We start from the raw sequence: 21,983 nt of genomic DNA, 5'->3' as shown, positions 1-21,983 counted from the left end.
AGTGACCCCTGCCGCTCACGTCCACCGCAGGGAGCGATGAAATTCGATTTGGATTACTGCGGCACATTGGATACAGGTTCGGGTGGGCGTGTATCGGCTTGCCCAGCCATTTCCTTCGGGCAGAGTGCGCACCTTGGACAGGTTTGAAATTTACTCAATGCCGGTTCGGTCCGGTCTGTTGGGCTTGGCGCAAATGCCAGGTCGGCACGGCGACTTTGCCGGGGATCTTGAGCGGATCATGCAATGGCGGCCGGCAATGGTCATTTCGATGACCACTTCCAATGAGTTGGAGGCCGTAGGAGCGCACCATCTCGGGCGCGACCTGCAGAGCCGCGCAATCACTTGGGTTCATCTTCCGGTGCAGGATTTTGGCGCACCGTCATCGAACGTAAGGTGTGATTGGCCAAACGCCAGCACCGATGCACACCGCGTCCTGTCTGCGGGTGGACGGGTCTTGGTTCATTGCCGGGGCGGATGCGGGCGGTCCGGCATGATTGTGTTGCGCTTGCTGGTCGAAGGCGGTGAAGCCCCGGATAAGGCACTGCGCCGGTTGCGCGCGGTCCGGCCGTGCGCCGTCGAAACCGACGCGCAGATGGCTTGGGCCACGGCACCGGCATCAACCGGGCTTTGACGTCACGCCATGGCTGGTTGTGGGTCACCAGCCGCGGGACGCAGTCCCAAGGTTGTAACCTCGAGCATTGCGCAGGGCATATCGGACAGCGTTCCGGTTGACATGGCCGACAGGCTGGTCCCGAACATCATGTCGGCGTAATCGTCCAGCTTTGTTGTCGGGGTTTCCGAGGCCGTTCCACAATACACCCTGATCAGATCTGAATGGGCGCGAAACCGCGCTGTGCACCCTTCTGCGCAATGCGAAAGCTCTCCGCTGCCTTCGACCTCGAACTCTTTGGTTGTGACAGGCTGCGCTGTTGCTATCGCGTCCGCCATGGCACGTGCCATCCTTGCCAAGGCCGGACACGGTTTGCCGGTTTTCTGACAAATCGTTGCAGAAAACTCGTGCGTTTTTGTCTTCCAGATCATTGTGCGCCCTCCGCGCGATGGACGGGGGGCGTGGGTCAGGTCGCTTTGTGCGGCTTTGACCTGCCCGGACACCCCGCCCGAGTTTCGGTTTCAGTCAGATGGCAGGTCTCCTGACTTGCGGGTCATCGCTTTGCCAACCTTCCCAGCCGTTGGGCCAGTGGTGTCTCGGCATTGCTCACCGCTTACAGTTGCGGGGGCAGTCGCGGCATTGGTCCGTTTCGGCATCGCCGGGGCAGGACCGCACCGTGTTCCCTTTTCATCCCTTCCCGGTAAGCCGGGTCGAGAACCATCAAGTCATCGCTATCCGGTGAAATCGGTCCGAGTCAAGCGGGCTTTGTCACCGCTTTAGACGCAGGGTTGTCTTCCCGATAGGGCGGCGGGCTTGTTCATGCCGGATCGCGGAATAGCCTTAAGCATGTGGGGGGAAGTGAGAGGTTGGACATCGACCCAAGCGGGGCTCGTTGTGGCTGCTTCCTTCCGGACCTGACCAGGTTGGCGAGGCGCTCGCCCGCGCCAACCTCTCAGGGGTGGATATATGCATTTCGTTTGCGGATGACAACCCGTCACAGCGTAAGCCGGATTAGTAAAAAACCATCGTCATCGCGCCCAATGACTGACGGGTTATACGTCTGCAATTCAGCTAAATGGTGCTGCGCCTTGGGACTGGTTCTGAGAATCGCAAACGCCCCGGAGAGCGGTCTGAGTGTGAATGGCCGCGGCGCATCCGCCAACGGATCCGCGGGAAGGCGGCCCGCGACATAATCCCGAACAATGCATTGGATCGACAAAACTGGTAATGGAATCTGCCTTGCGGTGTCTACGAAGGGGAAATGCCCACCTCCGCTGGCCCGGTAGTTGTTGAGGGCAACAACAAAGGATTGCTGATCGTCGATAGGGTGCTCGGCAAGGCGAATATTCTTGACGCGGTTATGCGATGAATTCGTCAAATTGCCGCCCGCGTCGAACCGCGCGGGCATACCAAGGTCGATCTGGTAGCTAAGGCCGTGCAGGATATCAAAATTGTAACCGGCGCGCGCGGAATTCCGCAGGTCGATTCGTTGACCTGCGTGCATTTGATTGAGCACGCCAGCCGACATCTCAAGCCAGTCTCTAATCTGCGCGCCCGAAACCACGACGGCCTGCATTTCGTTTGGAAAGATGTTCAGGTCGTCGACATGGCGAAGCCGGATTTGACCCGCCGGAACGTCGGTAAAGGATCGTGGCCCTGCGCGCCCTCCGAATTTCGAGGGCGATACGGCTGAAAGAACCGGTAGGCCCTCGTGCGATGTTCCTTTTAGGAAGGGGCGCAACGCGGCGGCTTGCGCTGCCGCGACCAGCGCAAGCCCCCTGTCCGGCGCACAGAAGCTGAAATAACTGTGCAAATTTTGACGCGTTTCGCCGACAGGCTTGGCCGAGTGCAACCGTGTCTCTTTATGTGCTTGTGCGAACAGACGCTTCACATCAGCGTCCTCTTCCGTCGGGGCCGCGGGCGTCGCTGGTGAAACAGAATGCAGTTCCACATGTTGGTTCCCAATCGACCACCCGCCCGCGTCTTTTTGGTGCAACGTCAGGTCAATGATGCCCAGATGCGAACCGGCCGCGCCCGGCATCACAACCGGTTTTCCGTGAACAAGACCGTGTTGTGGGTCGACATGCTCCAGACTCTGATGAGCAGAGCCGGGCAGGGTCAAGTGGGAATGCCCAGCAATGATCGCATCAATTCCGGGCACCGCTGCCAGGGGGATAGCCGCATTCTCAAGATTGGGCGCGGGTGCAGCGGCGCCAAGCCCTGTATGGGCAAGTGCCACAATCAGATCGCATCCCCCGGATCGCAATTCCCGCGTTTTTCGATGGGCGCACGTCAGGATGTCCTCTACCGAAACGGCACCTTGCAGGCGGTGCGCTTCCCACTTGGCTGTCTGCGGCGGGAGGACAGAGAACACACCGATTTTCAAAACCAGATCTTGCCCCTGCATTTTGATGTTCCGGTCAAGAATCGTATGCGCCTGCCAGCTTGCCGGGCGGTCGGCTCTGGTGGCATTGCTGCAAATGACCGGGCACGTGGCTTGGGCGACTATGCGGTCCAATACCTCAAGCCCGAACCCAAAGTCATGGTTTCCCAATCCAACGGCGTCATAACCAAGGTCATCAAAGGCTTGCATCAGGATGTGACGGCTGTCGGTCTGCGCCACTGCCCTTTCACCAATGGGCGCACCTTGAAGGGCGTCACCATTGTCAAACAGCAAGACAAGGTGCCCTTGAGACTGGGCCTGCGTTCGGGCCGCTTTGATCAGACTTGCGGTTCTGCTCAGGCCGATCGAAGGGTCAGGAGTGTCCGCATAATAGTCGAATCCGGTCAAATTCATGTGCAGATCGGTTGTCGCCAATATCCGGATCTGCGCTGTCATTAAGGAAGAGGGAGGTTTCACTACTCTACTTTTGGCAGTTTATTATTAATCAATTTCAACAAAAAGCGTATCAGGTGCAAATTTCAAGGTCAGGCTAAGGCTTTTCAGCGGCGCAGGAACTTTTTCATAAGAAGCTGAAAAGCCATTGCAACGTCGTGCCTGCCATGGCAGCCCTGTGCGGAAAATCCGAAGGAACTGCAATGAAAAACGCGGAACATGTGACGTTTGGTGGCTCTGGCCTGGATCGTGCGGCGCATATTCGCGCAGACGCAGATGAGATCGCGCTGGCGCGCGCGAATCCCGAGGCACGGTGCATTTTGCTGTGGCGTGGCAAGCTGTTGGTTCAGGGGGAGGCGCTGGACCGACTGGGTTTCATCCCAACGACGCATCAACTGGTGAACAACGGACCCGGCGGTATCACGGATGAGCCGATATTTTTGGGCTTGTCCGACGGCGCGCCCGTGTTTGCCGTCGATATTTCGAACTGGGCCGCCGATGATCTGGATATCTCGCAGGTCGGCGGTTTCTTTGACAGGTCCGAGCAGCAGCATCCCGGTCTGCCCAATGGGTTCGTTTTTGCCGAACTGCGCCGCATTATGACCCGCCTGTCCCCGCGTGACGCAGAATTGGCGGCCTCGGCCAAGGCTGTGATTGGCTGGCACGAAACGCATCGGTTTTGTGCCCGGTGCGGCGCGGCCAGCGAAATGACGCAGGCCGGATGGCAGCGTAGCTGCCCTAGTTGCGGAGGGCACCATTTTCCACGCACAGATCCGGTTGTCATCATGCTGATCACACACGGAGAAACGGTTCTGGTCGGTCGATCACCGGGCTGGCCCGAGGGGATGTATTCGCTGCTTGCCGGGTTTGTCGAACCGGGTGAGACACTGGAAGCCGCCGTCAGGCGCGAAGTCATGGAAGAGGCGGGCGTGCCTGTTGGCCGGGTCTCTTACCTGTCCAGCCAGCCTTGGCCATTTCCCGCGTCGCTGATGTTTGGCTGCGCGGGTGAGGCGCTGTCCAAAGAGATCAAAATTGATCCGGTTGAGATTGAAGACGCGATGTGGGTCAGCAAGTCAGAGATGATGCAGGCCTTCGCAGGCGAACACCCAAACCTTTTGCCTGCGCGTAAAGGTGCTATTGCACATTTCCTTTTGCAAAACTGGCTTGCGGACACGCTGGACTGACAAAATACTGGGCTGACAAGTAAGAGAGCCGCGAACAGAAATGCAATTCACTGCGCGTGAAGATATCCAAGCCCCGATCAACGCCGTGTTTGAGATGGTCACTGATTTTGAGCGTTTTGAACGAATGGCGATGCGCCGGGGAATCGAAGTGCGGCGCCTGACCGGCCATATGGGCGTGGTCCCCGGAACAACCTGGACAACGGAATTCAGGCTGCGTGGCAAACCGCGGCAGGTCGAGATCGTGATGGCCGAATGCGATCCGCCATCACAGATGCGGTTCGAGGCGACGGGAAAAGGACTGAACGGCACGACGACCGTCGAGTTTATGGCCTTGTCGCAGCGCCGCACTCGGCTGGAAGTGGACATGTCACTCGCGGCCAAGTCGCTGCCTGCCCGGCTTTTCCTGCAATCCCTCCGGCTGGGTCAAAACCGGTTCCGGCGTCGGTTTCAGGCGCGCCTAAGCGAATTCGCCAGAGAGATGGAAGAACGACATCAGCATGGCATCTGACAGGATTTGGCAGGCGCCGCTGGAAAAAGCTGCTAGCCGCGCGGCTGGGCAGCCGGGTAGACGCCCAGAATCTCAACATTGGTGGTAAAGTGCTCCAGCTCTTCCATCGCCAGTTTTACATTCCGGTCTTCCGGGTGTCCGACGATGTCCGCGTAGAATTGCGTGGCGGTGAATGATCCATCCACCATGTAACTTTCAAGTTTGGTCATGTTGATGCCATTGGTCGCGAATCCGCCCATCGCCTTGTACAGCGCCGCAGGAATATTGCGCACCTGAAAGACAAAGCTGGTGATCATGCCGTGTTCGCCACGCCGGGACATATCCGCCTGACGCGACATGACCAGAAACCGGGTGGTGTTGTTGTCGCGATCTTCAATGTGTCGGGCCATGACGTTCAGGCCGTAAATTTCGCCAGCCAGTTCACTGGCCAGCGCCGCCGAATGCAGATCGCCCTGCTCTGAAACTTCGCGGGCGGCGCGGGCATTGTCCGGGCTGACGCGGCCTTTGATTCCGTGCTTCTTCAGGAACTCTGCACATTGCGGCAGCAAAACCAGATGAGAGTGCGCCTCGGTAATATCTTCAAGCTTGGCGCCCGGAACGGTCAGTAGATTGATGTGAACCCGGACAAATGCCTCGTCAATGATGTGCAGGCCGCTATGGGGCAGCAGACGGTGTATATCGGCGACGCGGCCATAGGTCGTGTTTTCCACCGGCAGCATCGCCAGATCAGCTTCACCTGATCGGACCGATTCGATCACATCCTCGAATGTGCGGCAGGGCAGGGCCTCCATGTCGGGGCGGGCATTGCGGCAGGCCTCGTGACTATAGGCGCCGGGTTCTCCCTGAAATGCGATACGTTTGGTCATTTGGTCGATTCCGTGCAACAAGTTCTTGAATTGGGCGTTTAGTCGCGGTGTCTATACCTTGCCTCTTGCTAGGGGAAGCCTTAGACACCCCGCAGACAGCTGAAATGGACTCGCGATCAATGTTCGACACGATGACAGTTACCAAGGCCGCCGCAGGCCTGTTTGGCACCTTTCTGGTGCTGCTTCTGGCCAAATGGGGTGCCGAAGCTCTTTACCACGCCGATGGGCATGGCGAGACAGCCGCATATATCATCGAAACCGAAAGCGCGGGTGAAAGCGCTGACGGCGAAGAGGTGGTTTTCGAAGATATGCTGGCCGCCGCTGACCCCGAAAAGGGCGCCAGAGTTTTCCGCAAGTGCACCGCGTGTCACAAGCTGGAAGACGGCGCGAACGGCACCGGCCCCTACCTGTACGGTGTAGTTGACCGCCCGGTCGCCTCGGCAAACGGTTTCACAAGCTACTCGGCTGCCATGCAGGCCCATGGCGGAAACTGGACACCCGAAGCGCTGGATGCCTTCCTGGAGCGCCCAAGCGCGTATATCTCGGGCACTTCCATGAGCTTTGCCGGCCTGAAAAAGCCGCAAGAGCGCGCCGACCTGATTGCTTATCTGCAGACAATCGGCAACTGATCCGATACTCGGTTTTACCGATTTTCAAAGCCGCTGCTTCCCGCAGCGGCTTTATTTTTGTTTAAGAAGAACTTCACAAAGCGTTCACGCATTCTAAACTTGCATATGACAGCGCTGGTCTTTTAGCTGGCGCTTACAAGGTTAAAGAAGTCAACGAACCAGAGGATGAGCATATGAAACCCCTGCCGCCTGCACCGCGCGTAACGACTGTTCGGCCTTGGGCAGCCTTTATGGGAATTGCCGCGGCGCTCATGCTTGGGGTTGGTGACAAAGCTGTTGCCGCCGAGGAAAACGTCACCCGCAGCCACGGCTATTCCTACTTTGGAAACCTCGACTATCCCGCTGACTATCCGCACCTGAACTATGTGAACCCCGATGCCCCAAAGGGCGGAGAGTTGTCGCTTGCTGGATCAGGTACATTCGATTCTCTGAACCCGTACTCGCGCAAAGGCCGGGCCGGGGCGCTTACGACGCTGCAATACGACTCGTTGATCGACAGTACTTCGGACAGCGTCGGGCAATATTACGGTTTGCTCGCGGAAAGCATGGAATACGACGAAGGCCGCAATTATGTGATTTTCCACATGCGCCCCGAGGCGACGTTTTGGGACGGAACGCCGGTCACGGCCGAGGATGTGGTCTATAGCCATCGCCTGTTTATCGAACAGGGTCTGCCATCCTATGCGCAGGCGGTTGGGCGGATGGTTACCGGGGCTGAGGCGCTGGATGACCACACAGTCAAGTTCACCTTCAGCCCCGACGTGACAAGACGGGGGTTGATTGAAACTGTCGGATCAACGCCAGTTTTCTCAAAAGCGTGGTTCGAAGGGGACGAGAGCAGGCGTCTGGATGAACCCCGGCTTGAGGTGGCGGTGGGCTCGGGGCCGTACAAACTTGACAGCTACGACATCAATCGCCGCATCGTTTACAAGCTTCGGGACGATTATTGGGCGAAAGATCTGCCGATCAATGTGGGCCGCAACAATTATGGCACCATACGGGTCGAGTATTTCGCCGACCAGACCGCCGCCTTCGAAGGGTTCAAGGCGGGTGAGTATACCATGCGTATCGAAAGCGACCCAAAACTCTGGGCCTCTAGCTACGACTTTCCAAAACTAAGCGCAGGCTCGGTCGTGCGGGATGAGATCACCGATGGCAGCCCACCGACACCATCGGGCTTTGTCTTCAACCTCGGCAAGCCCCAATTCGCGGATAAAAACGTGCGCAAGGCTTTGGCGCTGGCGTTCAATTTCGAATGGGCCAATGAATCACTGATGTTCGGATTAAATACTCCCCGGAACTCTTTTGTTCAGGGCACGCATCTAGAAGCCACCGGCGCGCCGGAAGGTGCTGAACTGGCGTTTCTGGAGTCGCTGGGTGATGTGGTCCCAGCAGATGTTCTGAGCGAACCGGCCCTGTTGACGCACGAGTCCAACCCGGCGCGGTTGAACGATCGCCGCAACCTGCGCAAGGCGTCGAAACTTCTGGATGAGGCCGGGTGGCCGGTGGGCGATGGAAATCTGCGTCGCAATGCGGCAGGTGAAACCCTGAAGGTGAACATTCCCTATGCGTCCAGTATTCCAACCTCGACCGCGACGATGATCGAAACCTTTGTGCAGAACCTGCAGTCGATCGGCGTTGACGCTTCGGCGGAAAAGGTGGACCCGTCTCAGTTCACCTTGCGCAGGCGCGAGCGGGATTACGATATGGTGTATTCCAATCGGTATGGATCATTCCTGTCGACCGGTGGCGGTTTGAGCCAGATGTATGGTTCGGAAGAGGCAGCGTTCAGCCTGTTCAACCCCGCCGGACTTGCCAGCCCGCTGGTGGATGCCGTGATCGAAGCCTCTTTTGACACCACAAATCAGGCGGAACAGGACGCGGCGCTTATGGCGCTGGATCGTGTGTTGCGGTATGAGTTCTTCATCATCTCCGATGGATATGTGGCGGACTACTGGACGGCCTATTACGACATGTATGAGTACCCCGAAAACCTGCCGCCATTTACGCTTGGCTATCTCGATCTTTGGTGGGTCAACCCCGAGAAAGAGGCTGCATTAAAGGCGAAGGGCGCGCTGCGGTAACATGGGCGCATATATACTAAGACGCCTGTTGCTGGTTATTCCCACGCTTCTGGGCATTATGATCGTCAACTTCACACTGGTTCAGTTTGTACCGGGTGGACCGATCGAACAGATTATCGCGCAGATCGAAGGCCAAGGCGACGTTTTTGCAGGCTTCGCCGGTGCCGGAGATGCCGGTGCCGCCGCCGAACCCGCCGGAGGCTCGTTTGACGACAAATACGTCGGCGCCCGAGGATTGCCGCCGGAATTCATTGCAGAGCTGGAAAAAGAGTTCGGGTTCGACAAGCCGCCGCTGGAACGGTTCCTGTCCATGATGGGCAACTACCTGACACTGGACTTTGGCGAGAGCTATTTCCGGTCGATCAGCGTTATTGATCTGGTCCTCGAAAAAATGCCTGTCTCGATCTCGCTGGGTCTGTGGTCGACGCTGATTGCTTATCTGGTGTCGATCCCGCTGGGCATTCGCAAGGCAATCAAGGATGGCTCGACCTTCGATACCTGGACAAGCGGAACGATCATCGTGGCTTATGCCATTCCCGGTTTCCTGTTCGCAATCCTGTTGCTGGTGCTGTTTGCTGGTGGGTCATATTGGCAGATTTTCCCGTTGCGGGGGCTGACATCGGACAATTGGGACAGCCTTAGCCTGATGAGAAAAATTGCGGATTATTTCTGGCACATCACTTTGCCGATTATCGCGCTGACCATCTCGGCCTTTGCGACCCTGACGCTGCTGACCAAGAATTCGTTCCTGGACGAGATCAAGAAACAGTACGTGATGACAGCCCGCGCCAAGGGCTTGAGCGAAGGCAAGGTGCTGTACGGTCACGTGTTCCGCAACGCCATGCTGATCGTGATCGCCGGGTTCCCTGCTGTGTTCATCGGCGTGTTCTTTGGCGGGTCGATCATTATCGAAACGATCTTCTCGCTGGATGGGTTGGGCCGATTGGGGTTCGAGGCCGCCGTTGCGCGCGATTACCCGGTGATCTTTGGCACGCTGTTTATCTTTGGCCTGATGGGTCTGGTTGTCGGCATCATCAGTGATCTGATGTATGTGCTGGTCGACCCGCGCATCGACTTCGAAAAGCGGGAGGGGTAGATGGCGCTTTCTCCGCTGAACCAACGTCGCTGGCGCAATTTTCGGCGTAATGGCCGCGCATTCTGGTCGCTGATCATTTTTTCGATCCTGTTTGGCCTGTCGCTCTTTGCCGAATTCATCGCCAATGACAAACCGATCCTCGTGAAATACCGGGGCGAGTTTTACACGCCCGTCTTCAACTTCTATGCCGAAACCGAATTTGGGGGCGACTTCCAGACCGAAGCGATCTATCGCGATCCCGAGGTGCGCTGCCTGATCGACAGCGGCGGGTTGGAGCAATGTTTTGACGACCCCGAGGGCATTATCGAGCAGATCGACGCCGGTACGTTCCAAGCCGAAGGGTTCGAGCACGGATGGGCCATCTGGCCCCTGATCCCCTATTCCTTCAACACCAGCGTTGACCGGCCGGGTGCCGCGCCGCTGCCGCCAAATGGCCAGAACCTTCTGGGCACGGACGACACCAAGCGCGATGTGCTGGCGCGGGTGATTTACGGATTCCGGCTGTCGATCCTGTTCACCCTGATGGTTACCGGCGTTGCCAGCCTGATCGGGATTTTCGCCGGAGCCATTCAGGGGTTCTTTGGCGGATGGCTGGACCTGATCTTCCAGCGGATCATCGAGATATGGTCCGCGACCCCCTCGCTTTACGTGATCATCATCATGTTTGCCATTCTGGGCCGAAGTTTCTGGTTGCTGGTTGCGTTGATGATCCTGTTTAGCTGGACAGGGCTGGTTGGGGTTGTCCGGGCCGAATTCCTGCGGGCCCGGAACCTTGAATATGTGCGCGCGGCGCGGGCGCTGGGCGTGGGCAACATGACCATCATGTTCCGGCACATGCTGCCGAATGCGATGGTCGCGACGCTGACCTTCATGCCGTTTATCGTCACGGGAACCATTGGCGGTCTGGCTTCATTGGATTTCCTTGGCTTTGGCCTGCCATCCTCGGCCCCCTCGCTGGGTGAACTGACCTTGCAGGCGAAACAGAACCTGCAGGCACCGTGGCTGGCCTTCACCGCCTTTTTCACCTTTGCCATCATGCTGTCGTTGCTGGTCTTCATTTTTGAAGGCGTGCGCGATGCGTTTGATCCCAGAAAGACCTTCTCATGAGCCTTTTGGATGTGAACAACCTCAAGGTCTCGTTCAAACAGGACGGGCAGGTCAGCGCGGCGGTGAAAGGGGTTTCGTTCACCGTCGATCGTGGTGAAACGGTAGCTCTGGTAGGTGAGTCCGGGTCGGGAAAATCCGTTACGGCCTTGTCGACAGTGTCGCTGCTGGGCGACAGCGCGATCGTCGAAGGCTCGGTTCGCTATGACGGGAATGAGATGATCGGCGCGTCCGAGGACAGGTTGATGGATGTGCGCGGCAACGACATCAGCTTTATCTTCCAAGAGCCGATGACCTCGCTCAACCCGCTGCACACGATCCAGAAACAGATGGCTGAGTCTCTGGCCCTGCATCAGGGCTTGACCGGTGATGCGGCGCGTGACCGAATTGTCGAGCTGCTGACAAAGGTTGGTATTCGCGACCCGCAGGATCGACTGGACAGCTATCCGCACCAATTGTCGGGCGGGCAGCGCCAGCGCGTGATGATCGCGATGGCGCTGGCCAACAAGCCCGACATTCTGATCGCGGATGAACCGACAACGGCGCTGGACGTCACTATTCAGGCACAGATCCTGGAACTGCTGGCCGAGTTGCAGAAATCCGAAAACATGGGAATGCTGTTCATTACCCATGACCTTGGCATTGTACGCCGGATTGCGGACCGTGTGTGCGTGATGAAGGATGGTGAAATCGTCGAAACCGGCCCGACGATCGCGATTTTCGACAACCCACAACACCCTTATACGCGCAAGCTGCTGGCGGCCGAGCCGTCCGGTCACCCGCAAGCGGTGGCGGCAGACGCAGAAGAAGTCGCGCGAACAGATCATCTTAAGGTTTGGTTTCCAATCCAGCGCGGGTTCCTGAAGCGGACGGTGGGACACGTCAAGGCGGTCAACGATGCCACGCTTAGCGTGCGGGCGGGTGAGACGTTGGGAATTGTGGGCGAAAGTGGTTCGGGCAAGACAACGCTGGCTTTGGCGATCATGCGCCTGATTGCGTCCGAGGGTGGCATCACCTTCCGCGATCAGGATGTCCGGCGTTGGTCCACGCGAGAACTGCGGCGCCTGCGCAAGGACATGCAGATCGTGTTTCAGGACCCGTTCGGTAGCCTGAGCCCGCGTATGACGTGCCAGCAGATCATTGCCGAAGGTTTGGCAATTCACAAAGTCGACCCGCACCGCGCCCCGCGTGAACTGGTGACTGAGGTGATGACGGAAGTGGGGCTGGATCCGGCTGCAATGGACCGGTACCCGCACGAGTTTTCAGGCGGTCAGCGTCAGCGGATCGCCATCGCGCGTGCGATGGTGTTGCGGCCCAAGTTGCTGGTTCTGGATGAACCGACCAGTGCGCTGGACATGACGGTGCAGGTTCAAATCGTCGACTTGCTGCGTGACCTGCAGAAGAAATACGGTTTGGCCTACCTGTTCATCAGCCACGATCTGAAGGTCGTGCGCGCCATGTCCCATAACGTTATCGTTATGCGAAACGGTGATGTGGTTGAAATGGGCACGGCCGAGGATTTGTTTGAGAACGCCCAGACAGACTACACCCGTGAATTGATCGCAGCGGCAGGCTGAAGCCCGCCCTACAATTTGCTCAGGCGCTGGCTTTTTCCTTATCCACCGGTTTTGGCACCGGGCCGCGCAGTTCTTCATAGTGATCAAAGCTCAGCTTGACCCAGCCGGTGCCGCGTGTCGCGCTGGCCAGACTGCGGTGCAGTTCATCCTCGGCTACTGCCGGTAGTTGCGCGTTGAAAATCTCCCAGCCTGAGGCGTTGGGATTGCCCTCAAAGCCCAGAACCTGACCCTGAAGCGAGCTGATCGTGGGAACAAGGTCGCCCACGAAATCCGAAGGCAGGTGAATCTCGGCATTTAGGATCGGCTGCAGCACCACGGGCTTGGCCTGTGGCAGCGCTTCTCGCACGGCGTTTTTTCCGGCGGTGCGGAAGGCATAATCCGAGCTGTCTACGTTGTGATGCTTGCCGTCGCTCAGCGTGATTTTCACATCGACAACCGGGAACCCCTCGGGACCCTGTTCAAGCGCGTCCTTGGCCCCATGTTCGACCGAGGGGATATAGTTGCGCGGCACCGCACCGCCCTTGACCACCTCTTCGAACTGGAACCCCGATCCGCGTGGCATGGGCGCAACCGAGATCACGACATCGGCGAATTGCCCGGCCCCGCCGGACTGTTTGCGATGGCGATGGCGATGTTCAATAGGTGTACGTATGGTTTCCCGATATGCGGTTTCAACCGGATCGGCGACGATCTCGATCCCGAAGTCTTCGGCCAGTTTCGCGCTGACACGGCGCATATGCTGCGGACCCTGCGATCCCAGAACTGAATGACCGCTAAGTTCGTCCTGTTCCATGTGTAGGCCCGGGTCAATCTCAACCAGCCGGGTCAGGGCATTGGACAAACGCACATCGTCGCGTTCATGCGCGGGTGAGACCACCTGACGGTGAGCCGCCGGATGGGATAAGGCCCACTCGGGCAACGGCGTGGCCTCTTTGCTGTCATAGAGATTGCCGGGGTTCAGGTGATCAGATTTGACCGCCAACCCGATTTGACCCGCGCCCAGCTTGTCGATCTGGGTTTTTGCATCCAGTCCCGTCAGATTGCCAACGGTTTCACCTCCCAGCGGCTCATGGGCTTTTACGCCGTCGCCCAGTCCGCGTAGGACAATGATCTTGCCGATATGTTTTTTCACATCGGCAAACCCGGCGATCGCGCGGGCGTTTTCGGCGGCTTCGTCGCGTCCGGCTGCGATGTCAAACTCGGGCGCTTCATGCCGCAGGGCTTTCATCAGGCGTGTCAGGCCGTTTCCATGGCTGGCGGACCCCATACAGGCCGGGATAAGCTGATGGTTCTGCAGCACCTGCGCGGCAAGGTCATAAATCTCGGCGCTGGGGGGCTGTTTGTCTTCGATCAGTTGCTCGAGCAGGTTGTCATCAAAGTCGGACAGAGTTTCCAAAAGCTCGGTTCGGGCTTCTTGTTCACGGTCTTCCACAGATTGGGGCAACTCGATCAGGTTGGAAGGTTTCCCCTCCTGGTATTTCCAGGCCCGTTCCGAAATCAGATCGACCGCGCCAACGATGGAGTCTCCATCACGGATGGGCACTTGCCGCAACGCGATGTGATGAACGCAATAGGTCTGTAGTGCCGCGATGATATCCCGAATGCGTCCATTCGGGCTGTCCATCCGGTTGATGAACAGGAAGCAGGGAATTCCGGCCTCTTCTACCAATCTCAGATAAGGGGCGCACAGAACGGCTGCGTCCGGGTCCGGGGGCACAACCACAACAGCCGCGTCGGAAATGGCCATCGCCGGGCCGACATAGCCCAGGTTATCCCCGCCGCCATCCACGTCAACGGCGCACCATTGCTCGCCCAAATAAGAAAAACCGTGCAAATGCACGGTTCCGGACACGTCGAATGTGGTGGGTCGACCGTCGAGGCGGCTGATGGCCTCGACCAGGGTTGTCTTGCCCGACTGACTGGGGCCGAGGACGGTGAAAACGCGCATGAGTGCTGTCCCTCTTTCAGGTTGCAGTAATACCTGCACGAAAAGGACCGTCCCACGCGGATGCGTCGGCAAGAACTGTCTGCGAATTCACCTGCCTCAGGGTGCGGATCGCACACCCCAAGTGTGGAGAAAATCGGATACCTGCGTCAAGCCCCCGCGCGAATGTTACGATGGCAGGCCGCAGGATCAGCGCAAATGCAAGACGTCAGATCGCCGAGCTGTGGCCAGCTTTGCTCAGGTCATAGGCGTCGAAACTACGAGCAATCATCCGGGTCAGGGCGCGGGCCTCGGGTGGAATAAACAGCCCTTCGTCGGTGACGCGCAACAGGTTGTCGAACGCGGCATTGGCCGTTTGGAACATCTGATTCAGTTCAGTGGCCGAGACTTCGTGATCGCGCAGGATCTCCGCCGAATTGATCTGAAAGTCGCACATCAGCGCTTCGATCAAACGCGCTCGCAGAACATCCTGCCCCTTGAACATATGCCCGCGGGACGTCGAGAAGCGCCCTTCGCGGATTGCTTTTGTGTGGGCCGACGTCGCGGGTGCGTTCTGGGCATAGCCTTGTGGAAAGCGTGAGATCGAACTGGCCCCGACTCCGATCAACACTTCGGCCTGATCGTCAGTATATCCCTGGAAATTTCGCTTGAGCCGCCCTGCTTTCAAGGCATGGGTCAGACCGTCATCCTGCGTGGCGAAGTGGTCGATTCCGATTTCCGCGTAGTTGTCCCACATGAAAAGGCGGCGAGCCGTGTCGAAAAGATCCAGCCGCTGTTCCGGCGTGGGCAGAGCATCTGACGGGATCAGCTGCTGTCGCTTGGCCATCCATGGCACATGGGCGTATCCATAAAGCGCCACCCGGTCCGGGTTAAGAGACAGAAGCTTCTGCACGCTTTCGGTCATTCGTGTTTTGGTCTGATGCGGCAAGCCATACAGGATGTCTGCATTCAGGCTGGAAATCCCACGGGCGCGGATCATATCGACCGCGTTGCGCGTGGTGTCATAGCTTTGAATCCGGCCAATGGTTTTCTGGATTTCATCGTCGAAGTCCTGAACCCCGATCGAGGCCCGGTTCATACCCGCCTCGGCCAATGCATTCAGCCGATCTGCGTCAATTTCGTTCGGGTCGATCTCGACCGAGAATTCCGCGTCAGCACCCAAGGGAACCACATCCAGAATATGAGCCGCGAGATTTCTCATCAGATCCGGGTTCAGCAAGGTGGGCGTACCGCCGCCCCAATGCAGGCGCGACAGTGTCACCCCTTGGGGCAGGCGTTCGGCCAGCAGATCCAGCTCGGACTTCAACACGTCCACATAGGCAATGACCGGATTGTCGGTCTGGGTTCCTTGCGTGCGGCAGGCACAGAACCAGCAAAGCCTGCGGCAGAACGGAACATGGATGTACAAAGAGATGGCGCTGCCGGGCTTAATCTTGGAAATCCAGTCGCCATAACGATTTTCCCCCACGTCATTGTTGAAGTGGGGGGCGGTTGGATAGCTTGTGTAACGCGGTACTTTCGCGTCAAATAGTCCAAGCTGTGCCAGTTGTGGTTTAACAATCATGGCGATACCGTTAGAGGACGGCTCGCAAATAAACCTTGATAGAGATCAAGTGGAAACCAGCATGACACCGATGTTCAAGATCGACCATACCAATTGTGCCGACTGCCCCATTCGACATCGGGCGGTGTGTGCGCATTGCGATGCCAATGAGTTGGAAAAGCTTGAAGGCATTAAGTATTACCGCAGTTTCGAGGCCGGTCAGACAATCCTGTGGTCTGGGGATCAGATGAATTTCGTGGGTTCGGTCGTGTCGGGTATCGCGTCTTTGACGCAAACGATGGAAGACGGCCGTACTCAGATGGTCGGTCTATTGCTGCCCAGCGATTTTGTGGGGCGCCCCGGTCGCGAATCGGCGCCCTACGACGTGCAGGCTACGACAGATCTGGTGATGTGCTGCTTTCGCAAGAAGCCCTTCGAAGAGATGATTAAGGAAACCCCGCATATCGCCCATCGCCTGCTGCAGATGACGTTGGATGAACTGGATGCAGCACGTGAATGGATGTTGGTGCTAGGGCGTAAGACCGCCCGTGAAAAGATTGCCAGCCTGTTGTCCATCATCGCCCGTCGGGACGCCTCAATCAGCCACGAGGGGAACGCCGGCCCGATCGTCTTTGATTTGCCTCTGACCCGCGAGGCGATGGCGGACTACCTTGGTTTGACTTTGGAGACGGTCAGCCGCCAGATTTCGGCGCTGAAACGGGACGGCGTCATTACCCTTGAGGGCAAGCGTCACGTGACCATCCCCGATATGGGACGTCTGATGGAAGAAGCTGGTGACGATTCAGACGGTGGTTTTCTGGTCTGACGTGACCTGACGCAGTAGTCGTGGTTTAGTGGCCTGAGTGCAGTCAATTCAGGAGCAAACCATGGAATTCAGTAGCCTTCTCGCCATGATCTTCATTGGCGCCATTGCCGGTTGGCTTTCCGGCAAGATCATGGAAGGCCGGGGCTTCGGTCTGTTTGGAAACATAATTGTCGGTGTCGTCGGCGCGTTTCTGGCGGGAACGGTCTTTCCGGCGCTTGGCTTTTCGGTCGGGGGCGGCCTGTTCTCGTCAATATTCTTTGCCACAATCGGCGCAGTCATTCTGCTGTTCCTGATCGGCCTTGTAAGACGAGGGTAAAAAACCGCCCTTATTAGGGGCGGTTTTACTAACTTACCGGCTTTAATGCGCCAGAAATACGGGAACCGGGGATTGTTCCAGCATGTTCCGAGTGGCGCCGCCCAGAATGGCTTCGCGGAATCTCGAATGCCCGTAGGCGCCCATGACAATCATGTCAGCTTCAGTGTCCGAGGCGTGGCGATTCAGGATGTCTGACACGCGTGTCATCGTTTTGCTGAGAACGTCGATTTCGCACTTTACTCCGTGCCGTGCCAGCATTTGCGACAGCATCCCCCCTGGATCGGACCGATCCGGCCCGTGGCGGGGTGGGTCGATCACGACGATCCGCACAAGCTCGGCTTGTTGCAGGAAGGGCAGGGCGCGGCGTATGGCGCGCATGGCCTCAACGCTTTCGTTCCAGCCGATCAGAATCGTCCCCGGTCGTTCGAACGGCTTTGCGTTCTCCGGGGTGATAAGCACGGGCGCGTGTCCCTCGAACATCGCGGCTTCGACTATGGGTTCGCATTCTGCGCCCCGATTTTCGCCATAGGGCTGGGGCAGAACAACCAAATCCGAAAACCGCGCGCGATGGGCGACATGACGTCCAATATCGGCGATCTGAGCCACGCCACTTTCGGCAGACCACCGAACACCGGATTTCCCCAGAACCGCGTTGGCATATTCCAGCACTTCTTCTGCTTCGGCGTTGGCGCGGCTTAGAGTTTCTTGCAGGATCAACGCATTTGCGCCGGCATAGTAATACCCTGTCTGACTACGATCCACGCCCAGACACAGCGCCTCGGCATGGGCATCCTGTGCCAAAGCAAGTGCCGCCATCTGCGCAAGGGCCGCATTCGATTGCGTGGAATCTGTCATCACAGTGAGAAGAGATTTGTAAGCCATTTTTGACCTCTTACCTTCGAACCGTTGTAAGCTGCGACTTTCCAGCCCAGTCGTTTCTTTAGGATTGTCATAGTATTCAGCGTCCTGTCTTGACACAGATCAAAGCAGTTAAAGCGGCTGTCCGACAAAAGAACAGCCAGTCAAAAAGGTTCTGCGATATAAGAGAATCGCGCAGAGCATGGCAAAGGGACGCAATATGTCAAATTACATCAAGCTGATCGTGCTTGGTCTGATCGTGGTTTTTGCCGCGATCGGGACAAATTATGCACGCGATTTGGCGTATCAGGTGCATGCAATTCTGGTGATGCTGATCGCCGGCGGATTGTTCATCTGGACGCTTAGAAACACCGATGAGCCAGATATCCTCGTGGACCACTCGGCCGAGTATATGGACGGCGTGATCCGCTATGGCGTTATCGCGACTGCCTTCTGGGGCGTGATCGGGTTCATCGCCGGAACATTCATCGCCTTTCAATTGGCCTTTCCCGCGCTGAACTTTGAATGGGCGCAGGGCTATCTGAACTTTGGTCGGTTGCGTCCACTGCATACATCTGCGGTGATTTTCGCCTTTGGCGGCAACGCGTTGATTGCGACCTCGTTCTACGTGGTACAGCGCACCAGCGCTGCGCGTCTTTGGGGCGGCAATTTGGCGTGGTTCGTGTTCTGGGGTTATCAGCTGTTCATCGTGCTGGCGGCGACCGGCTATGTTCTGGGTGGCACGCAATCCAAGGAATATGCCGAACCCGAATGGTATGTTGACTTGTGGTTGACTATCGTCTGGGTCGCGTATCTGGCCGTTTTCCTGGGCACAGTCATTAAACGGAAAGAGCCGCATATCTATGTGGCCAACTGGTTTTACCTAGCCTTTATCGTCACCGTTGCGATGCTGCACGTGGTCAACAACCTGACCATCCCGGTCAGCATCTGGGGATCTAAATCCGTCATCGTCTGGTCGGGCGTGCAAGACGCTATGATCCAGTGGTGGTACGGCCACAACGCCGTGGGCTTCTTCCTGACTGCGGGTTTCCTGGGCATGATGTATTACTTCATCCCGAAACAGGCGGAACGTCCGGTATTCTCGTACAAGCTGTCGATCATCCACTTCTGGGCCCTGATCTTCCTGTATATCTGGGCCGGTCCGCACCACCTGCACTATACCGCGCTGCCTGACTGGGCTTCGACGCTGGGTATGGTGTTCTCGGTCGTGCTGTGGATGCCTTCGTGGGGTGGTATGATCAACGGTCTGATGACCCTGTCGGGCGCATGGGATAAACTGCGCACTGACCCGATCATTCGCATGATGGTCATCTCGGTCGGTTTCTATGGCATGTCCACCTTCGAAGGCCCGATGATGTCGATTCGTGCCGTGAACAGCCTGTCTCACTATACTGACTGGACCATTGGTCACGTACACTCGGGCGCGTTGGGCTGGAACGGTATGATCACCTTTGGCGCGCTGTATTACCTGGTGCCTGTCCTGTGGAAGCGTGAGCGTTTGTACTCGCTGCAAATGGTTAGCTGGCACTTCTGGCTCGCTACGATCGGCATCGTTCTCTATGCCGCGTCGATGTGGGTCACCGGTATCATGGAGGGCCTGATGTGGCGCGAAGTGGATGCCAACGGCTTCTTGGTGAACTCGTTCGCTGACACCGTGGCTGCCAAGTTCCCCATGTATGTGGTGCGTGCCTTGGGTGGCGTGATGTTCGTCGCTGGTGCCGTGATCATGTGCTACAACCTGTGGATGACTGTGCGGAAAGCGCCGGCCAAAGAGGCCAGCCTGTCCGTCGCGGTCCCGGCTGAATAAGGAGGGCCGGAGCAATGGCAATTCTCGACAAACATAAGATCCTCGAGACCAACGCGACCCTCCTGCTGGTGTTCAGCTTTCTGGTCGTGACCATCGGTGGCATCGTGCAGATCACCCCGCTGTTCTATCTTGAGAACACCATCGAGAAGGTGGAGGGGATGCGCCCCTACACCCCCCTCGAAATGGCAGGGCGTGAAATCTACATCCGCGAAGGCTGCTATGTCTGCCACAGCCAGATGATCCGCCCCATGCGGGACGAGGTCGAACGGTACGGGCACTATTCGCTGGCGGCCGAGTCGATGTATGACCACCCGTTCCAGTGGGGGTCGAAACGCACCGGGCCTGATTTGGCCCGTGTGGGTGGCCGTTACTCGGACCAGTGGCATGTGGACCACCTGCGTGATCCGCAGTCGGTTGTGCCGGAATCGGTGATGCCAAAATACGGTTTCCTCGAGCATCGCAAGTTGGACGGCAAGTATATCGGTGACATCATGAAGGCGAACGCCCTTGTCGGCACGCCCTACACCGAAGAAATGCTGGCCAATGCCGAGGCTGACTTCCGTGCGCAGGCTGATCCCGACAGCGACTATGACGGGCTGCTGGAGCGCTATGGCGACAAGGTCAGCGTGCGCAACTTCGACGGTCAGCCCGAGTTGACCGAAGCGGACGCGATGGTGGCTTATCTTCAGATGCTGGGCACGCTGGTCGACTTCTCGACCTTCACCCCGGACCCAAGCCGCTAAAGGAGGGTGTGATGGAAGAGTATACACTCCTCAGGCAGTTCGCGGATAGCTGGATGTTGTTGCTGTTGTTCGCATTCTTCGTTGGCATCGTGATCTGGGTTTTCCGCCCCGGTGCCAGCAAGGAATACAAGGACACCGCCAATATCCCCTTCCGGCATGCAGACGCACCAGCGCCCCTGCAGGGCGACGATAAACCCGCCACACCCAAGGAGGCGCGGCCATGAGCAAGACATCTGATAAACTGCCGGGTGATCCGAACACCACGGGTCACAGCTGGGACGGTATCGAAGAGTTTGACAACCCGATGCCCCGCTGGTGGCTGTGGACCTTCTACGTCACGATTATCTGGGGCGTGATCTACACGATCATGTATCCGGCGTGGCCGTTGGTTCAATCAGCGACCGCTGGTGTTCTTGGCTGGTCGTCTCGTGAGCTGGTGCAGGAAGAGATGGTTGCCTTCCAGGAGGCCAACGCACCTTGGAATGCCAAGCTGGTGGAAACGTCGCTTGAGGACATCTCGAAAGACCCTGAGCTGCAGCAATTCGCGGTAAACTCGGGCGGCGCGGTATTCCGTACCTGGTGTGCGCAGTGCCACGGTTCAGGCGCGCAGGGTGCACCCGGCTTCCCGAACCTGCTGGATGATGCGTGGCTGTGGGGCGGAACGCTCGAAGATATCGAGTTCACCATTGCCCACGGTATTCGGAACGAAGAAAGCGACGACGCGCGCTATTCCGAGATGCCGGCCTTTGGAGAGCTTCTTGAGAAAGAAGAGATCACGCAGGTCGTTCAGTACGTCATGTCCCTGACCAACGCGCAGACCGATGACGCCGCAGCGCAAGCGGGCAAGGTTGTTTTCGAAGACAACTGTGCCGCTTGTCATGGCGAAGACGGCACGGGCGATGTGTTCCAGGGTGCGCCGAACCTGACCGATGCGATCTGGCTCTATGGTGGCAGCGAAGAAGCTCTGACCCAGACAGTCACTTACAGTCGCTTCGGCGTGATGCCCGCTTGGGAAAACCGCCTGACTGAGGCGCAAATCCGCGCTGTGACTGCCTATGTCCACCAGTTGGGTGGTGGTCAGTAAGGTTTGAAGAATACCTTCGGACGGTTGGCCGCCCGAAGGTTGAGGCACCGGCTGTTCCATCTGTTCGCGCGTTTCCTGAACAGCCGGTGCTAATTTCACAGATTACTAATCCCGAATGATGAGGTCCAGATGCACCTTTTTGTGCGCTGGGCCTTTTCTTTTCCAATGATCATGTGCTGGCCAGTGTTTTGGCCGTGACCCCAGGCGGGGCTTGTCGGTACGTTCATCGCGATCTCTGGTGTGAGTGGCGATCATGAAGCTTTTTGCAAGGATTGAGAGCATTTTGCCTCTCCTTTTTGTAAACTGAGAATGCAGAAAAGATTGAACTTCTGACTGAAAAATGCGA

General features: G+C 57.6%; 20 protein-coding genes, 1 other RNA gene and 1 riboswitch. Of the genes, 14 read left to right on the top strand and 7 right to left on the bottom strand.

The annotated features are described in order from the left end of the window. Positions 1 to 133 precede the first annotated feature (133 nt). Positions 134 to 631, top strand: a complete 498-nt coding sequence (locus tag GOX75_RS14870; protein ID WP_254428820.1) for a dual specificity protein phosphatase family protein — start codon at positions 134 to 136, stop codon at positions 629 to 631. Between the two features lie 2 nt (positions 632 to 633). Here the strand turns inward: GOX75_RS14870 and GOX75_RS14865 are convergent, their stop codons facing one another. The 3 genes from GOX75_RS14865 to GOX75_RS14855 all read right to left on the bottom strand — a co-directional run bounded on the left by GOX75_RS14865 (position 634) and on the right by GOX75_RS14855 (position 3,449). Further along, positions 634 to 1,041 (bottom strand): hypothetical protein, encoded by a 408-nt coding sequence (locus GOX75_RS14865; protein WP_171124359.1) that lies wholly within the window; start codon positions 1,039 to 1,041, stop codon positions 634 to 636. A gap of 82 nt (positions 1,042 to 1,123) precedes the next feature. Next, positions 1,124 to 1,347, bottom strand: a riboswitch (cobalamin riboswitch). 119 nt (positions 1,348 to 1,466) lie between these two features. Then, positions 1,467 to 1,565: signal recognition particle sRNA small type (ffs, locus tag GOX75_RS14860), an RNA gene on the bottom strand. Positions 1,566 to 1,604: 39 nt separating this feature from the next. Continuing rightward, the gene (locus GOX75_RS14855; RefSeq protein ID WP_171124357.1) at positions 1,605 to 3,449 is read right to left on the bottom strand and encodes a bifunctional 2',3'-cyclic-nucleotide 2'-phosphodiesterase/3'-nucleotidase; all 1,845 of its coding nucleotides are present in this window, start codon (positions 3,447 to 3,449) and stop codon (positions 1,605 to 1,607) included. A 200-nt stretch (positions 3,450 to 3,649) separates the two neighbouring features. On the opposite strand from GOX75_RS14855, the gene nudC reads away from it, so the two are divergent. Together nudC and GOX75_RS14845 are read left to right on the top strand one after the other, a co-directional pair. Beyond that, positions 3,650 to 4,630: an NAD(+) diphosphatase gene (gene nudC, locus GOX75_RS14850; RefSeq protein WP_171124355.1), complete on the top strand. Its 981-nt coding sequence runs from the start codon at positions 3,650 to 3,652 to the stop codon at positions 4,628 to 4,630. A gap of 40 nt (positions 4,631 to 4,670) precedes the next feature. Continuing rightward, positions 4,671 to 5,138: an SRPBCC family protein gene (locus GOX75_RS14845; protein WP_171124353.1), complete on the top strand. Its 468-nt coding sequence runs from the start codon at positions 4,671 to 4,673 to the stop codon at positions 5,136 to 5,138. 32 nt (positions 5,139 to 5,170) lie between these two features. Here GOX75_RS14845 and GOX75_RS14840 read toward each other — a convergent pair whose 3' ends face one another. Then, on the bottom strand, positions 5,171 to 6,004 hold the full coding sequence (locus tag GOX75_RS14840) for a prephenate dehydratase (RefSeq protein ID WP_171124351.1): 834 nt from the start codon (positions 6,002 to 6,004) through the stop codon (positions 5,171 to 5,173). Between the two features lie 119 nt (positions 6,005 to 6,123). On the opposite strand from GOX75_RS14840, the gene GOX75_RS14835 reads away from it, so the two are divergent. From GOX75_RS14835 to GOX75_RS14815, 5 genes are all read left to right on the top strand, one after another. After that, positions 6,124 to 6,633, top strand: coding sequence for a cytochrome c family protein (locus GOX75_RS14835; RefSeq protein ID WP_171124671.1), 510 nt, complete (start codon positions 6,124 to 6,126; stop codon positions 6,631 to 6,633). A gap of 173 nt (positions 6,634 to 6,806) precedes the next feature. Further along, a complete protein-coding gene (locus GOX75_RS14830) occupies positions 6,807 to 8,717 on the top strand; it encodes an extracellular solute-binding protein (RefSeq protein WP_171124349.1) in 1,911 nt (636 codons plus the stop codon). Position 8,718: 1 nt separating this feature from the next. Then, positions 8,719 to 9,813: a microcin C ABC transporter permease YejB gene (locus GOX75_RS14825; RefSeq protein WP_171124347.1), complete on the top strand. Its 1,095-nt coding sequence runs from the start codon at positions 8,719 to 8,721 to the stop codon at positions 9,811 to 9,813. Continuing rightward, positions 9,814 to 10,920, top strand: a complete 1,107-nt coding sequence (locus GOX75_RS14820) for an ABC transporter permease (RefSeq protein WP_171124345.1) — start codon at positions 9,814 to 9,816, stop codon at positions 10,918 to 10,920. It abuts the gene before it with no gap. Beyond that, positions 10,917 to 12,494: an ABC transporter ATP-binding protein gene (locus tag GOX75_RS14815; protein WP_171124344.1), complete on the top strand. Its 1,578-nt coding sequence runs from the start codon at positions 10,917 to 10,919 to the stop codon at positions 12,492 to 12,494. Before GOX75_RS14820 ends, GOX75_RS14815 begins: the two co-directional genes overlap by 4 nt. 19 nt (positions 12,495 to 12,513) lie before the next feature. Here the strand turns inward: GOX75_RS14815 and GOX75_RS14810 are convergent, their stop codons facing one another. Together GOX75_RS14810 and hemN are read right to left on the bottom strand one after the other, a co-directional pair. After that, positions 12,514 to 14,442: an elongation factor G gene (locus GOX75_RS14810; protein WP_171124342.1), complete on the bottom strand. Its 1,929-nt coding sequence runs from the start codon at positions 14,440 to 14,442 to the stop codon at positions 12,514 to 12,516. 205 nt (positions 14,443 to 14,647) lie between these two features. Further along, positions 14,648 to 16,003 (bottom strand): oxygen-independent coproporphyrinogen III oxidase, encoded by a 1,356-nt coding sequence (hemN, locus tag GOX75_RS14805; protein ID WP_171124339.1) that lies wholly within the window; start codon positions 16,001 to 16,003, stop codon positions 14,648 to 14,650. A 61-nt stretch (positions 16,004 to 16,064) separates the two neighbouring features. Here hemN and fnrL point away from each other — a divergent pair, with 61 nt between their 5' ends. Further along, on the top strand, positions 16,065 to 16,808 hold the full coding sequence (fnrL, locus tag GOX75_RS14800; RefSeq protein ID WP_171124337.1) for a transcriptional regulator FnrL: 744 nt from the start codon (positions 16,065 to 16,067) through the stop codon (positions 16,806 to 16,808). Between the two features lie 61 nt (positions 16,809 to 16,869). Continuing rightward, the gene (locus GOX75_RS14795; RefSeq protein ID WP_171124335.1) at positions 16,870 to 17,124 is read left to right on the top strand and encodes a GlsB/YeaQ/YmgE family stress response membrane protein; all 255 of its coding nucleotides are present in this window, start codon (positions 16,870 to 16,872) and stop codon (positions 17,122 to 17,124) included. Between the two features lie 42 nt (positions 17,125 to 17,166). On the opposite strand, the gene GOX75_RS14790 is transcribed toward GOX75_RS14795, so the two are convergent. Then, positions 17,167 to 18,006, bottom strand: a complete 840-nt coding sequence (locus GOX75_RS14790) for a universal stress protein (protein WP_171124333.1) — start codon at positions 18,004 to 18,006, stop codon at positions 17,167 to 17,169. A 196-nt stretch (positions 18,007 to 18,202) separates the two neighbouring features. On the opposite strand from GOX75_RS14790, the gene ccoN reads away from it, so the two are divergent. Genes ccoN through ccoP form a run of 4 tightly spaced genes read left to right on the top strand, consistent with a single transcriptional unit; the run spans position 18,203 to position 21,637 of the window. After that, the gene (gene ccoN, locus GOX75_RS14785) at positions 18,203 to 19,810 is read left to right on the top strand and encodes a cytochrome-c oxidase, cbb3-type subunit I (RefSeq protein WP_171124330.1); all 1,608 of its coding nucleotides are present in this window, start codon (positions 18,203 to 18,205) and stop codon (positions 19,808 to 19,810) included. Positions 19,811 to 19,824: 14 nt separating this feature from the next. Then, entirely contained in the window at positions 19,825 to 20,553 is a 729-nt protein-coding gene (gene ccoO, locus GOX75_RS14780) for a cytochrome-c oxidase, cbb3-type subunit II (RefSeq protein WP_171124328.1), read from the top strand. 11 nt (positions 20,554 to 20,564) lie between these two features. Then, a complete protein-coding gene (locus GOX75_RS14775) occupies positions 20,565 to 20,777 on the top strand; it encodes a cbb3-type cytochrome c oxidase subunit 3 (RefSeq protein ID WP_171124326.1) in 213 nt (70 codons plus the stop codon). Beyond that, positions 20,774 to 21,637, top strand: a complete 864-nt coding sequence (ccoP, locus tag GOX75_RS14770; RefSeq protein ID WP_171124325.1) for a cytochrome-c oxidase, cbb3-type subunit III — start codon at positions 20,774 to 20,776, stop codon at positions 21,635 to 21,637. Before GOX75_RS14775 ends, ccoP begins: the two co-directional genes overlap by 4 nt. Positions 21,638 to 21,983: the final 346 nt, after the last annotated feature.

It is taken from the genome of Ruegeria sp. HKCCD7251 (genome assembly GCF_013031165.1).
Lineage (GTDB): Bacteria > Pseudomonadota > Alphaproteobacteria > Rhodobacterales > Rhodobacteraceae > Ruegeria.
The sequence above is the reverse complement of the archived record's forward strand: the minus strand, read 5'-3'. Positions and strand labels throughout refer to the sequence as shown.

What these genes read in the sequence shown, in the direction of transcription:
- GOX75_RS14795 (WP_171124335.1), top strand. Translation starts at nt 16,870, where the DNA reads ATGGAATTCAGTAGCCTTCTCGCCATGATCTTCATTGGCGCCATTGCC.
- GOX75_RS14815 (WP_171124344.1), top strand. Translation starts at nt 10,917, where the DNA reads ATGAGCCTTTTGGATGTGAACAACCTCAAGGTCTCGTTCAAACAGGAC.
- GOX75_RS14855 (WP_171124357.1), bottom strand. Translation starts at nt 3,449, where the DNA reads ATGACAGCGCAGATCCGGATATTGGCGACAACCGATCTGCACATGAAT.
- GOX75_RS14840 (WP_171124351.1), bottom strand. Translation starts at nt 6,004, where the DNA reads ATGACCAAACGTATCGCATTTCAGGGAGAACCCGGCGCCTATAGTCAC.
- ccoN (WP_171124330.1), top strand. Translation starts at nt 18,203, where the DNA reads ATGTCAAATTACATCAAGCTGATCGTGCTTGGTCTGATCGTGGTTTTT.
- GOX75_RS14830 (WP_171124349.1), top strand. Translation starts at nt 6,807, where the DNA reads ATGAAACCCCTGCCGCCTGCACCGCGCGTAACGACTGTTCGGCCTTGG.
- GOX75_RS14845 (WP_171124353.1), top strand. Translation starts at nt 4,671, where the DNA reads ATGCAATTCACTGCGCGTGAAGATATCCAAGCCCCGATCAACGCCGTG.
- nudC (WP_171124355.1), top strand. Translation starts at nt 3,650, where the DNA reads ATGAAAAACGCGGAACATGTGACGTTTGGTGGCTCTGGCCTGGATCGT.
- GOX75_RS14790 (WP_171124333.1), bottom strand. Translation starts at nt 18,006, where the DNA reads ATGGCTTACAAATCTCTTCTCACTGTGATGACAGATTCCACGCAATCG.
- ccoO (WP_171124328.1), top strand. Translation starts at nt 19,825, where the DNA reads ATGGCAATTCTCGACAAACATAAGATCCTCGAGACCAACGCGACCCTC.
- GOX75_RS14825 (WP_171124347.1), top strand. Translation starts at nt 8,719, where the DNA reads ATGGGCGCATATATACTAAGACGCCTGTTGCTGGTTATTCCCACGCTT.
- GOX75_RS14810 (WP_171124342.1), bottom strand. Translation starts at nt 14,442, where the DNA reads ATGCGCGTTTTCACCGTCCTCGGCCCCAGTCAGTCGGGCAAGACAACC.
- GOX75_RS14835 (WP_171124671.1), top strand. Translation starts at nt 6,124, where the DNA reads ATGTTCGACACGATGACAGTTACCAAGGCCGCCGCAGGCCTGTTTGGC.
- fnrL (WP_171124337.1), top strand. Translation starts at nt 16,065, where the DNA reads ATGACACCGATGTTCAAGATCGACCATACCAATTGTGCCGACTGCCCC.
- GOX75_RS14775 (WP_171124326.1), top strand. Translation starts at nt 20,565, where the DNA reads ATGGAAGAGTATACACTCCTCAGGCAGTTCGCGGATAGCTGGATGTTG.
- hemN (WP_171124339.1), bottom strand. Translation starts at nt 16,003, where the DNA reads ATGATTGTTAAACCACAACTGGCACAGCTTGGACTATTTGACGCGAAA.
- ccoP (WP_171124325.1), top strand. Translation starts at nt 20,774, where the DNA reads ATGAGCAAGACATCTGATAAACTGCCGGGTGATCCGAACACCACGGGT.
- GOX75_RS14820 (WP_171124345.1), top strand. Translation starts at nt 9,814, where the DNA reads ATGGCGCTTTCTCCGCTGAACCAACGTCGCTGGCGCAATTTTCGGCGT.
- GOX75_RS14865 (WP_171124359.1), bottom strand. Translation starts at nt 1,041, where the DNA reads ATGATCTGGAAGACAAAAACGCACGAGTTTTCTGCAACGATTTGTCAG.